Below are 14,504 nucleotides of genomic sequence, written 5' to 3' on the forward strand. Positions count from 1 at the left end.
TCGAACTCGTCCGCGTCATACAGAAACCCACCATGACGCGTGTACGACGCACCCGTACGATCCGGATCCGGGTCATACAGACCATCCACATCCCAACCCCGGCCGACCGGAAACTCCCCCACCGCATCCACACCCTCGGCCACCAGCCGCCACAGACCCTCCGGCGACGCCACCCCACCCGGAAAACGGCACCCCATCCCCACGATCGCAATCGGCTCGTCCGAGGAGGCCACAGCCGCACGCACGGCGGCGGAGGCCGGGGGTGTGATCCGGTCGAGGAGGTGACCGGCGAGGGCCGCGGGCGACGGGTGGTCGAAGACGGCGGTGGCGGGCAGCCGCAGGCCGGTGCGGGAGCCGATGCGGTTGCGCAGTTCGACTCCGCCGAGGGAGTCGAGGCCGATGTCCTTGAACGCCCGGTCGGGCGTGACGCCGGTGCGGTCCGCGTGCCCGAGCACCTCGGCGACGACGGTGCGGACCAGGTCGAGCACCGCGTCCCGCCGCTCCTCCACAGGGAGTTGGGCCATGCGGTCACGCCAGGCGGTGTCGCCGCCGTTCGGGGCGTCCGCCGCGGTGACGGTGCGGCGCGCGGGGGGCGGGGCCGCGGGGCCGGCCGGGCCGCGCAGGACCGCGGGCATCGGATCCGTTCCGGTGCGCGGCCCGGCCGGGTTCAGGAGCGCCGGTACGAGCAGGGCGTGGCGCCCGTCGGCCAGCGCGCGGTCGAACAGGGCGAGGCCCTGCGCGGGGGTGAGCGGTGCGAAGCCGGCTCGGGTCCAGCGGGCCAGGTCCGCCGCGCCGAGCGATCCGCCCATGCCGGCGGCGGTGTCCCACAGGCCCCAGGCGAGGGAGAGGGCGGGCAGCCCGTTGGCGCGACGGTGCGCGGCCAGCGCGTCGAGCCCGGTGTTGGCGGCGGCGTAGTTGGCCTGTCCTGCGGTGCCGACGACGCCGGAGACGGAGGAGAACAGCACGAACGCGGTCAGCGGAAGGTCCCGGGTCAGCTCGTGGAGGTGCCGGGCGGCGTCGGTCTTGGGCCGCATGACCGCGCGGAGCCGGTCCTCGGTGAGGGACTCCACGGTCGCGTCGTCGAGGACGCCCGCGGTATGGACGACGGCGGTCAGCGGGTGCTCGGCGGGCGCGTGTGCCAACACGGACGCGAGGGCCTCGGGGTCGGCGGCATCGGCGGCGATCACGGTCACTTCGGCGCCCAGCGCGGTGAGTTCCGCCGCCAGGTTGCGGGCGCCCGGCGCGTCCGGCCCGCGCCGGCCGGCCAGGAGCAGCCGGCGTACGCCGTGCGCGGTCACGAGGTGCCGGGCCAGGAAGGCTCCGAGCCCGCCGGTACCGCCCGTGACGAGCACGGTTCCCTCGGCGTGGAACAGTGTGCCGACCCCCGTCACCGCTTCGGCGTCCGTACCGGCCTCGGCCTCTGCCACCGACTCGACACGCACGAGGCGCGGCACATGGAACCGCCCCTCGCGGACCGCGACCTGGTCCTCCCCGAGGGCCAGCGCGGCTGTCAGGGCGGTGTCGTCGGCCGGGTCGTCCAGGTCGATCAGGGTCAGCCGGCCCGGGTGCTCGGACTGCGCCGAGCGGATCAGGCCCCACACGGGTGCCGAGGCCAGGCCGGGCACGTCCTCGTCGGGCAGCGCGGCGACGGCGCGGGTGGTGACCACGGCGAGGCGCGCGTCGGCGAGCCGCTCGTCGGCCAGCCACTGCTGCACCAGCCGTAGAGTCCGTACCGTCGCCTCGGCGGTGGGACCCTCGCCCGCCAGGCCGTCCCTCTCCTGCGCGCCGATGCGGGCGACGGCGACCTCGGTGTCGTAGGCAGGGGCCAAGTCCTGGGCGTCTTCAGGCAGTTCGACCCAGTCGACGGTGGCTTTGGGGGCGGGGACGGTGGGCCAGCGCAGTGCGTGGAGCGGCTCCCCGGTGCCGTCGGCGGTCGGGTGGGCGAGCCGGTCCCGGTCGACCGGGCGCAGTGCCAGCGACGCCACGGCCGCGACGGGTTCGCCGGTGGCGTCGGCGAGGGTGAGCGCGGTGGTGCCGGTGGCTGTGTCGGTGGAGATGCGCGCCCGCAGCGCGGTGGCGCCGGCGGCATGCACGGCCAGTCCGCTCCAAGCGAAGGGCAGTTGGATCTCGCCCGGCTCCGTGTCCTGCGCCGCGTGCAGGACGAGGGGGTGGAGCACGGCGTCGAACAGGGCCGGGTGAAGGGCGAAGGCAGCGGCGGCCGCAGCTTGGTCGTCGGGGAGCCGTACCTCCGCGTACAGGTCGCCGTCGGCGCCGCGCCACAGGGCCCGCAGGCAGCGGAAGGCGGGCCCGTAGTCGTATCCGGCGGCGGCGAGACGGTCGTAGACGTCCGTGAGGAGTTCGGGCCGGGCGCCGGCGGGCGGCCAGGGGCGCAGTGCCGTGGCCGGGTCGGCGGACGCAGACGTCGGGTCGAGGGTGCCCGAGGCATGCCGGGTCCACTCGTGCGGTGCGTCGTCGCCGGTGTCGGGGCGGGCGTGCACGGTGAACGGGCGGGTGCCGTCGGCGTCCGGTGCGCCGACGGCGATCTGCACCTGAGCCGCCTGCCGGTCCGTCAGGGCGAGCGGTGCCTCCAGGGTCAGGTCCGCCACGTACGGCGTCCGGGTGCGGTCGCCGGCCGCGACGGCCAGTTCCAGGAAGGCGGTGGCCGGGACGAGGACGGAGCCACCGACGGCGTGGTGGGCGAGCCATGGCTGGTCGGCCAGGGACAGCCGGCCGGTGAGGACGGACTCGTCGCGTCCCGCCATGTCGACCGCGGCGCCGAGCAGCGGGTGCGCGGAGACGTCCAGGCCTAGGCGGCGCGGGTCGCCGTCGGGCCGCGGCGCCAGCCAGAAGTGCGCGCGGCGGAAGGCGTAGGTGGGCAGGTCGACGGTCGTGGCACCGGGGAAGAAGGAGGCGGGGTCGAGTCGGCCGCCGGCGGCGTGGGCGATGCCCAGCCCGTGGACGAGCGTGTCCGCCTCGGGACGGCCCGCACGGAGCAGCGCCGCGACGGTGACGGGGTGGACGTTTCGTTCGGCCCGGTCGGTGAGGCAGCGGTCGGCGAGGGCGGACAGGACGGCGTCGGGGCCACACTCGACGAACACGGTCGCGCCGTCGTCGTGAAGGGTGCCGACGGCGTCGGCGAAGCGTACGGCCCGGCGGATCTGGCTCGTCCAGTACTCCGGCGAACGCAGTTCGTCCTCGCCGGCGAGCCGTCCGGTGACGGTGGACACGAGAGGGATGACCGGTGTGTGGTACGTCAGGGCGGCGGCCGTCCGGCGGAACTCCTCCAGCACCTCGTCCATGTGCGGGGAGTGGAAGGCATGGCTGACGGTGAGCCGGCGCTGCCTGCGACCGCGGGCCGCCCACTCCTCCGCGACTTCGGTCACGGCGTCGGCGTCGCCGGAAATCACCACGGAGTCGGGGGAGTTGACCGCGGCGATCGCCACCCGGTGCTCGCGGCCCGCCAGGGCGGCCGTCATCTCCTCCTCGCTCGCCTGGACGGCGACCATGACGCCGTCCCCCCGCGCGGCCTGCATCAGGCGGCCGCGAGCGGCGACCAAGCGGGCCGCGTCCGCCGCCGACCACAGGCCCGCGACGTGCGCGGCGGCCAGCTCGCCGACGGAGTGGCCGGCGACGGCGTCCGGGGTCATGCCGTGATGCTCCAGTAGCCGGTACAGGGCGACCTCGAAGGCGAACAGGGCGGGTTGGGCGTAACGGGTGCTGTGCAGCAGACGTGCTCCGGCCTCGGCACCGTCTCCTTCCGCACCTTCCTCCTGTGCGAACATCACCGCCCGCAGCGGCCTGTCCAGATACGGGTCCAGTTCGGCGCAGACCGCATCCAGGGCCTGCGCGAAGACCGGGAACGCCGCGTACAGCTCGCGGCCCATGCCGACGCGCTGTGCGCCCTGCCCGGTGAAGAGCATCGCCGTGTGCCCGGCGCGGGCCGCGTCGCCGCGGGCCAGGCGGGGATGGTCCTCGCCACGAGCGAGGGCGTCGAGGCCGGCGAGCAGGTCGACGGTGCGGGTGCCGGTGATCACTGCCCGCTCCTCGAAGGCGGTACGGGTCGTCGCCAGGGAGAGGCCGATGTCGGCGGAGCCGGGCCCGGTGTGCTCGCGCAGGTGATCGCGCAGCCGCTCCGCCTGGGCGCGCAGCGCCTCGGGGTCCCTCCCGGAGACCACCCAGGGCACCGGTGTGGTCGCCTCTGCGGCCGGCGGGACCGGGTCGGGGTCGCCCTCCTCGACGATCAGATGGGCGTTGGTGCCGCTGATGCCGAACGACGACACCGCGGCCCGGCGCGGGCGGCCCGTCTCGGGCCATGCCCTGGCGTCGGTGAGCAGTTCGGCGGCACCGGAGGACCAGTCGACGTGCGAGGTGGGCACGTCCACGTGCAGGGTGCGCGGCAGGATGCCGTGCCGCATCGCCTGCACCATCTTCATCAGGCCCGCCACGCCCGCGGCGGCCTGTGTGTGCCCGATGTTCGACTTCAGCGAGCCCAGGAAGACCGGCGCGGCGCCGTCCCGCCCCTGTCCGTAGGTGGCGAGGACGGCCTCGGCCTCGATGGGGTCGCCGAGGGTGGTGCCGGTCCCGTGCGCCTCGACGGCGTCGACGTCGCCGGTGTGCAGGCGGGCGTCGGCGAGGGCCTGGCGGATCACCCGCTCCTGGGACAGGCCGTTGGGCGCGGTCAGGCCGTTGGAGGCGCCGTCCTGGTTGACGGCCGTACCGCGGATGATGCCCAGGACTCGGTGTCCGTGCAGACGGGCGTCCGACAGCCGCTCGACGAGCAGCAGCCCCACGCCCTCCGCCCACGACGTACCGTCGGCGGACGCGGCGAAGGACTTGCTGCGGCCGTCGGCGGCCAGGCCGCGCTGGCGGGAGAACTCCACGAACATCCCCGGCCCCGACATCACGGCCACGCCGCCCGCCAAGGCGAGTGAGGACTCCCCTGAGCGCAGCGAGCGCACCGCCATGTGCAGGGCCACGAGGGACGAGGAGCACGCGGTGTCGACGGTGACGGCCGGGCCGGTCAGGCCGAGCTGGTAGGCGATGCGCCCGGACATCACACTGGCGGTGCTGCCGGTCAGGACGTGGCCCTCCACACCGTGGCCGGTGTCGTCCATACGGGGGCCGTAGTCGAGCGCGGTGCCGCCGACGAACACGCCGGTACGGCTGCCGTGCAGGGAGCGCGGATCCAGTCCCGCGCGCTCGACGGCCTCCCAGGCGGTCTCCAGCAGCAGTCGCTGCTGCGGGTCCATGCCGAGGGCTTCGCGCGGCGAGATGCCGAAGAACGCCGCGTCGAACTCGCCCGCGTCGTGCAGGAATCCGCCGCGGTCGACGTAGCTGCCACCGGGTCGGTCGGGGTCGGGGTGGTACAGGTGCGGGTCCCAGCCGCGGTCGGTGGGGAACGCGGAGATCGCGTCCGCTCCGTCGGCGACCAGCCGCCACAGGTCCTCGGGCGAGGCGACCCCGCCGGGATAGCGGCAGGCCATGGCGATGATCGCGACGGGCTCGTCGTCATCGTGCCGGACGGCCACGGCGCCGTAGGGGTCATGGTCGCCGTCGGTCTCGCCTCCGCCCAACAGCCCGAGCAGATGGTCGAGGACGGCACCGGGCGTGGGCCGGTCGAAGAGCAGGCCGCTGGGCAGCCGCAGTCCGGTCGCTCCGGCCAGTGCGTCGCGCAGTTCGACGGCCATCAGCGAGTCGAAGCCGAGGTCCTTGAAGGTGGCGTCCAGGCCGATCCGCCGATCCATGTCGTCGCCCGGCTCGTGACCCAGAACCGCGGCGATGTGCGCGCGCACGGTGTCGGTGAGTGTGCGGCGGCGCTGGCGCTCGGGCAGGGCCGCCAGGCGTGCGCGGAGTCCGCCCGTCGCGTCGGCGGGCGCGGTGTCTCGCCGAGGTGCGTCGGAAGAACGTTCCGGCAGCGGTACGGGTCGCCGGACGGCGCCGTCGATCCAGTGGCGGGTGCGCTGGAACGCGTACGTCGGCAGGTCGACGCGGTGGGCGCCGCTGCCCTCGTAGGCAGCCGTGAAGTCAACCCGCCCGCCGCGTACGAACACCGTGGCGAGCGCGGCTACCAGGGTCTTCGCCTCGGGGCGGCCCGCCCTGAGGACCGGCACCGCCACGGCCGCCTCCCGGTCGCGCACCGAGGCGTCCACCATGGGCGCGCACACGCCGTCGGGGCCGAGTTCGAGGTACGTGGTGACGCCCTCGGCCTCCAGGGTCCGGGCCGCGTCGGCGAACCGCACCGGCCGGCGCACTTGCTCCACCCAGTAGGCGGGGGTGCACAGTTCGCCGACCCTCGTGGTCGTGCCGGTGACGGTGGAGACGAACGGGATGCGCGGCTCGTGGAAGTCCAGTGCCTCGACCTCCTGGTGGAACCGCGTCAGCATCGGGTCCATCAGCCGGGAGTGGAACGCGTGCGAGACCTGCAGCCGTCTGGTCCTGCGCCCCCGTGCGGCAAGTGCGGCTGCGATGTCCGCCACGGCCTCCTCGGTCCCGGAGACCACCACCGCGGTCGGGCCGTTGACCGCGGCGAGGCCCGCCTCGTGCTCCCGTCCGGCCAGCAGCGCGGCAACCTCGTCCTCGGCCGCCTCCACGGCGGCCATCGCACCCCCGGCGGGCAGTTCCTGCATCAGCCGACCGCGGGCGGCCACCAGCCGGGCCGCATCGGCCAGGGAGAGCACGCCCGCCACGTGGGCGGCGGCGATCTCGCCGACCGAGTGCCCGGCGACGAAGTCCGGTTGCGTCCCCCACGACTCGGCCAGCCGGTACAGGGCCACCTCGACGGCGAACAGAGCGGGCTGGGTGAAGCGGGTCTCGTCCAGTTCCCCGCCGGAGGCGATCACCTCGCGCAGCGAACGCGGCAGCAGCGGATCGAGGTGGGCGCACACCTCGTCGAAGGCCTCGGCGAACCTCGGGAACGCCTCGTACAGCTGTGTGCCCATGCCGGTGCGCTGGCTGCCCTGCCCGGTGAAGACGACGCCGAGGCGGCCCGGACGCGCAGTGCCGGTCACGACGTACGGAGACGGCTGCCCGTCGGCCAGGGCGCGCAGGCCCCGCAGCAGCCCGTCGCGGCCCTCGGCGAGGACGACCGCGCGATGGGTGAAGGCGGTGCGGGTCGCGGCCAGGGACCAGCCGACCGCGGGGAGTTCGGGCGCGTCCGGGCCGGTCGCGAGGTCGTGCAGCCGTGCTGCCTGTGCCTGAAGTGCGTCCCCGCCGCGCCCGGAGACCACCCACGGCAGGACGCGGGGGATCGTCCGGGGGGTGGCCGGCGGCGCGGCGGGGACGGTCCGGGGGGCTTCGGCGACCACGAGGTGGCAGTTGGTGCCGCCCATGCCGAAGGAGCTGACGCCCGCGACCAGCCGGCGGTCGGGGTGCGGCCAGGCGGTCGCCTCACGGGGGACTGCGAGACCGAGGTCGGCCAGCGGGATCGCCGGGTTGGGGGTGTCGAAGTTGCGGTTGGCCGGCAGCAGGCGGCGCTCCAGGCCGAGCAGCACCTTCAGCAGCCCGACCAGACCGGCCGCGCCCTCCAGATGCCCGACGTTGGTCTTGGCGGAGCCGATGAGCAGCGGGTCGTCGCTCCGGCGCCCGGTGCCGAACACCGCGCCCAGGGCAGCCGCCTCGATCGGGTCGCCGACCGGAGTGCCGGTGCCGTGTGCCTCGACGTACTGCACCGCGCGCGGGTCGACGCCCGCACGCTCGTAGGCCTCGCGGATCACCTGTTCCTGGGCGGTGCCGTTGGGCACGGTCAGGCCCGGGGTGGCGCCGTCGTTGTTGACCGCGCTGCCGAGCAGGACACCGTGGATGCGGTCGCCGTCGGCCTGCGCGCGTTCGAGTGGCTTGAGGACGACCACGCCGCCGCCTTCGCCGGGCACGAAGCCGTTGGCTCGGGCGTCGAAGGCATAGCTCTCCCCGTCCGGGGACAGCGCCCCGAACCGCTCCTCGGTGAGGATGGTCTCGGCGAGGATGTTCAGGTTCACGCCGGCCACGATCGCGGTGTCCGCCTCCCCGGAGCGAAGGCTCTCGCAGGCCAGGTGCACCGCGACCAGCGACGAGGACTGGGCGGTGTCCACGGTCAGACTCGGCCCGTGCAGATCCAGGAAGTAGGAGACGCGGTTGGCGATGATGCCGCGGTTCAGGCCGGTCATCGTGTGCTGGGTGATCGCCTCGGTGCCGTGCTGACGGACCAGACCCGCGTAGTCGTCGCGGAGTGTGCCGACGAACACCGCCGTGCGGCTGCCGCGCAGTGTGTCGGGCACGATGCCGGCGTCCTCCAGCGCCTCCCAGGCCAGTTCGAGGACGAGGCGCTGTTGCGGGTCCATCACGGCGGCCTCGCGCGGTGAAACACCGAAGAAGGCCGCATCGAAATCGCCGACGCCGTCGAGGAATCCTCCGCGCCTGCCGTGCGGCCCCTCGCTGATGACGCTCACGCCGGTTTCGAACAGCTCCCCGAGGGCCTGCGGGCCGGGCGCCATCGGAAGTCGGCAGGACATCCCCACGACAGCGATTTCGTTCATTCCGGTCCCCCAACGAGGCTTCGAAAGAAGGCGATACGGAAGGTCGTATGCGAAAGTGATCGCCAGTCTGCCGAAGGGCACCTCAGCACCCAGTAACACACCGGTAATCCGCTTGTGCGGCGGGAAAGGTGAGCAGGGCGTTGCCGGACGATGAGAAGGCGGTGGTGGGGGTGCGGTTACGTTCTACCGGCGCTCACAGACCGGCTTCGACACCAAAGAAAGTGGGAGCAACCTCGACATGTCCAGCACCCTCGAAGAACTCACCCGCGCTGCCGAAGAGCACGGCAAGCTCTACGTCGAGGCGTTCAACGCCGGTGACGTCGGCACACTCAGGACCATGTACACCGAAGACGCCGTCTCGGTCTGGGAGCCGGGAAACCCGTTGACCGGAAAGGAGCGTGAGGCGTCCCTCGCCGAGTTCGTCGCGCAGAAGCCGAAGATGACGGCGACGCTGCGCGAGTCGTATGTCACCGGGAACACCGCGTTGCTGGTCGTGGACTGGGCCATCGATATCTCCACTCCGGAGGGCGATGAGCACCTGGAGGGAACGGGGCTCGACGTTCTGCGTCTCGGCCCGGACGGAAAATGGCGGTTCGCCATCGACAATCCTTTCGGCGCCGAGAACTGACGTTCCCGCGCTTCTGTGGCCATGACGCGGAGGGTCTTCCCGCGTCATGGCCACACTGCTGCGCCCGGCCATCGCCGGCATTCATCCGTGTTTCCAGTGCGTCCCCATCATGAAGGGAAGCCATGAACTCATCCGTTGCCCTGTTGTCGCCCGAGGCCGCCTCATTCGTGCGGCGCACCCACGGCCTCTACGTCGGCGGGGCCTTCGTGCCCGCCGCCGACGGCAGGACGTTCCCCACGTACGACCCGTCCACGACGCAGCACATCGCAGACGTCCCCTTCGCCGGCCCCGCCGACGTCGACAAGGCGGTGGCCGCAGCCCGCTCGGCGTTGGACGGCGCCTGGGGCGCCCTGCCCGCACTGGTGCGCAGCCGGTTGCTGGTCCGGCTCGCCGAGCTGATCGAGGAACACGCGGCCGAACTCGCCGAGATCGAGGCGCTCGACGGCGGCAAGCCCGTCGCGGTGAACGAGGTCATGGACCTTCCCGCGGCGATCGAGCACTTCCGCTACTACAGCGGCTGGCCGACGAAGATCGAGGGCGAGACGATCCCGGTGTATCTGCCGGACACCCTGTGCTACACGCGCAAGGAGCCGGTGGGCGTGTGCGCGCAGATCATCCCGTGGAACTATCCGCTGATGATGGCCGCGTGGAAGCTGGCACCGGCGCTGGCGGCGGGCTGCACGGTGGTGCTCAAGCCGGCCGAGCAGACCCCGCTGTCGGCCCTGCGCCTGGCGGAGCTGGTCGAGGCGGCCGGCTTCCCGCCGGGCACCGTCAACATCCTCACCGGGGACGGCACGACGGGCGCCGCCCTCGTCGACCACGACGGTGTCGACAAGATCGCGTTCACCGGGTCCACGGAGGTGGGCCGCGAGATCGCCGCCCGGGCCGGGGCCCGGCTGAAGCGGGTGACGCTGGAACTGGGCGGCAAGAACCCGAACATCGTGCTCGCCGACGCCGATCTCGACGCCGCGGTGGAGGGCGCTTTCAACGGGATCTACTTCAACAGCGGACAGACGTGCATCGCCGCGTCCCGGTTGTATGTGCACCGCAGCCGGTACGAGGAGGTCGTGGGCCGGCTGGCCGAGGCGGCCGCCAAGGCCGAGGTGGGTCCGGCGCTGGACCGTGCGACCCGGTTCGGCCCGCTGGTCTCCGCTGAGCAGTACGACCGGGTCCGCGGCTACCTCCTGGACGGCCTCGCGGCCGGTGCCACCCTGCGCGCGGGCGAGGTGCCTCCGGCCGCCCCCGCAGGCGGCCACTACGTCCGCCCCGCCCTGTTCACCGACGTGACCCGGGAGATGCGGATCGTGCGGGAGGAGATCTTCGGGCCCGTTCTGGTGGCCGCGCCCTTCGACGAGGTCGACGAGGCGGTGTCGCTGGCCAACGACACTCCGTACGGGCTCGCCGCCGGTGTGTGGACCCGTGGTCTCGCCCAGGCCCACACCCTCGCCGCTCGCCTGCGCAGCGGCATGGTCTACCTGAACTCCTGGGCCTCCGGCGACCCGGGCGCCCCCTTCGGCGGTGTCAAGGCCTCGGGCATCGGCCGGGAGATGGGCCACGCCAATCTGGACGCGTACCTGGAGACCAAGACCGTGTGGACGTCCCTGGCCACGTGAGCCGCACTGCACGGGCCACGCCCCCGGCCGACAGAGAGGCCAGGGGCGTGGCGTGGCCGACCGCAGGATCAGACGGCGGCCTTCGAGCGGGTGAACACCGGTAGCGCGACGTGGCCGTTGGAGACGAAGGACTCCAGCGGGCGCAGCCGGTCGACGGGTTCGGCCAGGGCCAGGTCCGGGAAGCGGTCGAAGAGGGCCGGGAGTGCGACCAGGGCCTCCAGGCGGGCGAGCGGGGCACCCAGGCAGTAGTGCACGCCGTGCCCGAAGGACAGGTGGTCGCCCCGGGTCGGGCGGGTGAGGTCGAACGCGTCCGCGTTCTCGCCGTGGACCTTCGGATCACGGCCGACGGCCGCGAAGTTGACAAGGATGGCGTCGCCCTTGGCGATCACCGCGTCATCGAGCTCGATGTCCTCGACGGCGTACCGGAGGGGCAGGCTGCCCAGCGGGGAGTGGGCCCGCAGGGTCTCTTCGACGACATCCTCCCAGGAGGCGTGGCCGCTGCGCACCAGCTCCAGTTGCCCGGGGTTGGCGAGCAGGGCGCAGGTGGCCTGGTCGAGCAGGTTCACCGTGGTCTCGTGGCCGGCGGTGTACATCAGGAACAGGGTGTCGATCAGTTCCCGCTCCGACAGCCCCGTCTCGCCGTCCTGCTCCTCGTCGCGGGCGGCGACGAGCGCGCTGGCGAGGTCGTCGCCGGGGGTGGCGCGCTTGTACTCGATGAAGTCCGCGGCGAGGGTGTAGAGCGCGAGTTCGTTCGCCCGCGCCTCCTCCTCGGACGTCGAGGTCTGGAAGATGGTGGCCATCATCGTCGTCAGCTTGGTGCGCACGTCGTCGGGTATGCCGAGCAGCTCGGAGATCACCCGGGTGGGCAGCGGGTAGGCGAACTGCTCCCGCAGGTCGAGAGGTTGGTCGCCCGGCGCCGCGGCCACGGCGTCCAGCAGCTCGGCGGTGACGGCCTCGATGCGCGGGCGGAGCGCGGCCGTGCGACGAGCGGTGAAGGCCTTGGCGACCAGCCTGCGCAGCCGGGTGTGTTCGGCGCCGTACGCGGTGATCATGTTGCGGTCCTGGACCCAGATGGACAGCGGCCAGGATGCGGCCAGTTCGCCCTCGCCGTTCTCCCAGGCCGGCCAGTGGCGGTAGGCGTCGCGCGAGACCCGGGGGTCGGTCAGCAGCCGCTTGACGAGGGCCTGGTCGGTGACCGACCAGGCGGGCACCCCGCCGGGCAGTTCCACCCGGGTCGCCGGCCCCCTCTCACGCAGGAGAGCCGCCTCCGCGTGAATGTCACGACCCGTGGGATCGATGGCAAACGGGCAGGATTCTTCGGTCACGGTTGTCTCCCCTGGTGCAGGCAAGCGAAACTCTGCATTGGATGCGGGAATCCGCAGCCTAGAGAAGACCTGTAATCCGCCGCTCACCCCGCGGTCTTCCCCTCCGGCCGCTTACCTTGAGGTAACCACTGACTTGCATGTTCGTACTTGTGACCACCGCTTCCATGAGTGAGTCTGAGACGACGACCGGAAGGCATGCCTTGGCTCATCGCTTTCCGCGCGGACCAGTTGAGAGGAATTCATGAGCACGTACGCGGGCAAGAAAGCGGTTATCACCGGCGGAACCATCGGAATGGGCCTTGCCACGGCCAAGGCTCTGGTCGAGGCCGGCGGCGAGGTACTCGTCACGGGCCGAAACGAGAAGAACCTGGAGGCCGCCCAGGCCGAACTCGGCGCCAAGGGCCACGCCGTTCGCTCCGACACCGCACAGCTGAGCGACATCGAAGCACTGGGCGGGATCGTCCGGGAGAAGCTCGGCCAGATCGACCTGCTGTTCGTCAACGCCGGCTTCGCGCAGCCCGGCCCGTTCGGCCATGTGACCGAGGAGCTGTTCGACAACACCTTCAACGTCAACGCGAAGGGCGCGTTCTTCACCGCCCAGGGCCTCGCCCCGCTGGTCAGGGACGGCGGCGCGATCATCTTCACCACGTCCGTCGCCAACGACTCGGGCAACCCCGCCATGGGACCGTACGCCGGATCGAAGGCCGCGGTACGGGCGTTCACCAAGGTCATCGCGGCCGAGCTGCTGCCCAGGAACATCCGGGTCAACGCCGTCAGCCCGGGCTTCATCCACACACCGACCGCCGGCATCACCGGCGCCACGCCCGAGATGCTGCAGGCGTTCGAGAAGGTCGGTGACCAGATCACTCCGATGCGCCGTCACGGCTCGGCTGCCGAAATCGCCCGCGCCGTGCTGTTCCTCGCCTTCGACGCCACCTTCACCACCGGTGAGGAACTGAACGTCGACGGCGGCCTGGGACAGCGCATCACCCGGCCGCAGGAACAGTAACAAACCGCAGGATCCGACAGAGAATTACCGTGTGCCCGGACGAATGATGAATTCGTCCGGGCACACGGCTTTTCATCGGCGGCGGCCGGAGACAGGCTTTCCGGCGCCGTCCCCCACTTCGGCCGAGAACGACCGGTTACCGCGCTGTGACTGCACTCGGGGTCCGTTCTGCCAGGCTGCAGGTGTTGCCCCTGACGGACAAGGAGACGGCAATGCCGACGCGCGCAGTCGACGCAGCATCCCTGCTGGATGCAGTGCGAGAAATTGTCCCCAAGCTCAAGGAGAACGGGCTCGAGGCGGAGGACAACCGCTGGCTTCCCGACGAGAACCTTCAGCTCCTCGAAAAAGCCGGCGTGTTCCGCATGGCCACCCCGAAGGCGTTCGGCGGACTGGAGTTCTCCGTCGCCGACCAGGCCGCGGTGCTGGCCGAGATCGCCCACGGGGACGTCTCCACCAGCTGGATCGCCAGTGTCTGGGTCTCCAGTGCCTGGATGATCACGCTGTTCCCGGAGGAGATCCAGAAGGAGATCTTCGCGACGCCCGACGTGCGCATCTCCGGTGGGTTCACGCCGTCCGGCGTGCTCACCCCGGCCGAGGGCGGCTTCGTCCTGAACGGCTCCTGGAAGTTCAACTCCGGCTGCCGCGGCGCCCAGTGGAACGTGGCCACCTCCATCGTGCAGCACCCCGACGGCACGGCCGAGGAAGCCATCGCGATGGTGCCGATGCGGGACTTCACCATCGAGGACGACTGGCACACGTCGTCCGTGGCCGCGACCGGCAGCTCCACCTCCACAGCCACCGACGTGTTCGTACCGGCGCACCGCGTCGTGCCGACGGACCCGGCCGCGTTCGAGGCCGCTCTGGCCGACCTGCCGGCGGACTGGCAGCCCACGGGCCGCGAGTACAGCCTCTACAGCTACATCATCTCCCAGGGCGTGGCCACGCTCCTCGGTGCCGCCCGCGGCGCGCTCAAGGCGTTCCTCGAGCGGCTGCCCGGCCGCGGCATCACGTACACGTCCTGGACCGACCAGACGCAGCACCCGCTCACCCAGATCCAGGTCGCCACGGCGGACGCGAAGATCTCCGCCGCCGAGGCCCTGATGCACCGCACCTACGAGACCCTCCAGCGACGCGCCGACGCCGGTGAGCAGCCGACGGTCGAGGAGAGGGCGGCGGTGCGCGGCCACAGCGCCTACGCGGTGCAGCTGGCCAAGGAGGCGGTGGACGTGCTCTACAACGCCAGCGGCGCCACCGCCATCCAACGCGGCGTTCCCATCCAGCGGTTCCACCGCGACATCCAGGGCCTCGCCCTGCACGGAATGATCCTGCTCTCCGCCAGCCTCGAGGTGCACGGCCGGGTCCTGCTCGGCCTCGACCCCGACACCCCACTTCTCTAGCCCGATCCGCCCCCTGGCGTCC

At 72.2% G+C, this 14,504-nt stretch carries 6 protein-coding genes; 4 read left to right on the plus strand and 2 right to left on the minus strand.

The features are described 5' to 3' along the window. The coding region (locus ABT137_RS39825) for a type I polyketide synthase (RefSeq protein WP_351716621.1) at positions 1 to 8,510 on the minus strand (8,510 nt) is incomplete at its 3' end. Positions 8,511 to 8,748: 238 nt separating this feature from the next. Here ABT137_RS39825 and ABT137_RS39830 point away from each other — a divergent pair. Beyond that, complete coding sequence (locus ABT137_RS39830) at positions 8,749 to 9,138, plus strand: YybH family protein (protein ID WP_351716623.1); 390 nt, start codon at positions 8,749 to 8,751, stop codon at positions 9,136 to 9,138. Positions 9,139 to 9,260: 122 nt separating this feature from the next. Further along, positions 9,261 to 10,751 carry an aldehyde dehydrogenase family protein gene (locus tag ABT137_RS39835; RefSeq protein WP_351716626.1) on the plus strand — a complete coding sequence of 497 codons (1,491 nt, stop codon included), beginning with the start codon at positions 9,261 to 9,263 and terminating at the stop codon, positions 10,749 to 10,751. Between the two features lie 68 nt (positions 10,752 to 10,819). On the opposite strand, the gene ABT137_RS39840 is transcribed toward ABT137_RS39835, so the two are convergent. Beyond that, positions 10,820 to 12,076 carry a cytochrome P450 family protein gene (locus ABT137_RS39840; protein ID WP_351716629.1) on the minus strand — a complete coding sequence of 419 codons (1,257 nt, stop codon included), beginning with the start codon at positions 12,074 to 12,076 and terminating at the stop codon, positions 10,820 to 10,822. 241 nt (positions 12,077 to 12,317) lie between these two features. Here ABT137_RS39840 and ABT137_RS39845 point away from each other — a divergent pair, with 241 nt between their 5' ends. Together ABT137_RS39845 and ABT137_RS39850 are read left to right on the plus strand one after the other, a co-directional pair. After that, positions 12,318 to 13,085 carry an SDR family NAD(P)-dependent oxidoreductase gene (locus tag ABT137_RS39845; protein ID WP_351716631.1) on the plus strand — a complete coding sequence of 256 codons (768 nt, stop codon included), beginning with the start codon at positions 12,318 to 12,320 and terminating at the stop codon, positions 13,083 to 13,085. 212 nt (positions 13,086 to 13,297) lie between these two features. Next, positions 13,298 to 14,482 carry an acyl-CoA dehydrogenase family protein gene (locus tag ABT137_RS39850; RefSeq protein WP_351716633.1) on the plus strand — a complete coding sequence of 395 codons (1,185 nt, stop codon included), beginning with the start codon at positions 13,298 to 13,300 and terminating at the stop codon, positions 14,480 to 14,482. The last annotated feature ends 22 nt before the right edge of the window (positions 14,483 to 14,504 follow it).

This window comes from Streptomyces sp. NPDC001980 (genome assembly GCF_040296885.1).
Taxonomy (GTDB): Bacteria; Actinomycetota; Actinomycetes; order Streptomycetales; family Streptomycetaceae; genus Streptomyces.

Bases quoted from the DNA above. Each gene is read 5' to 3' on its own strand.
- ABT137_RS39830 (WP_351716623.1), top strand. From the start codon at position 8,749: ATGTCCAGCACCCTCGAAGAACTCACCCGCGCTGCCGAAGAGCACGGC.
- ABT137_RS39835 (WP_351716626.1), top strand. From the start codon at position 9,261: ATGAACTCATCCGTTGCCCTGTTGTCGCCCGAGGCCGCCTCATTCGTG.
- ABT137_RS39845 (WP_351716631.1), top strand. From the start codon at position 12,318: ATGAGCACGTACGCGGGCAAGAAAGCGGTTATCACCGGCGGAACCATC.
- ABT137_RS39850 (WP_351716633.1), top strand. From the start codon at position 13,298: ATGCCGACGCGCGCAGTCGACGCAGCATCCCTGCTGGATGCAGTGCGA.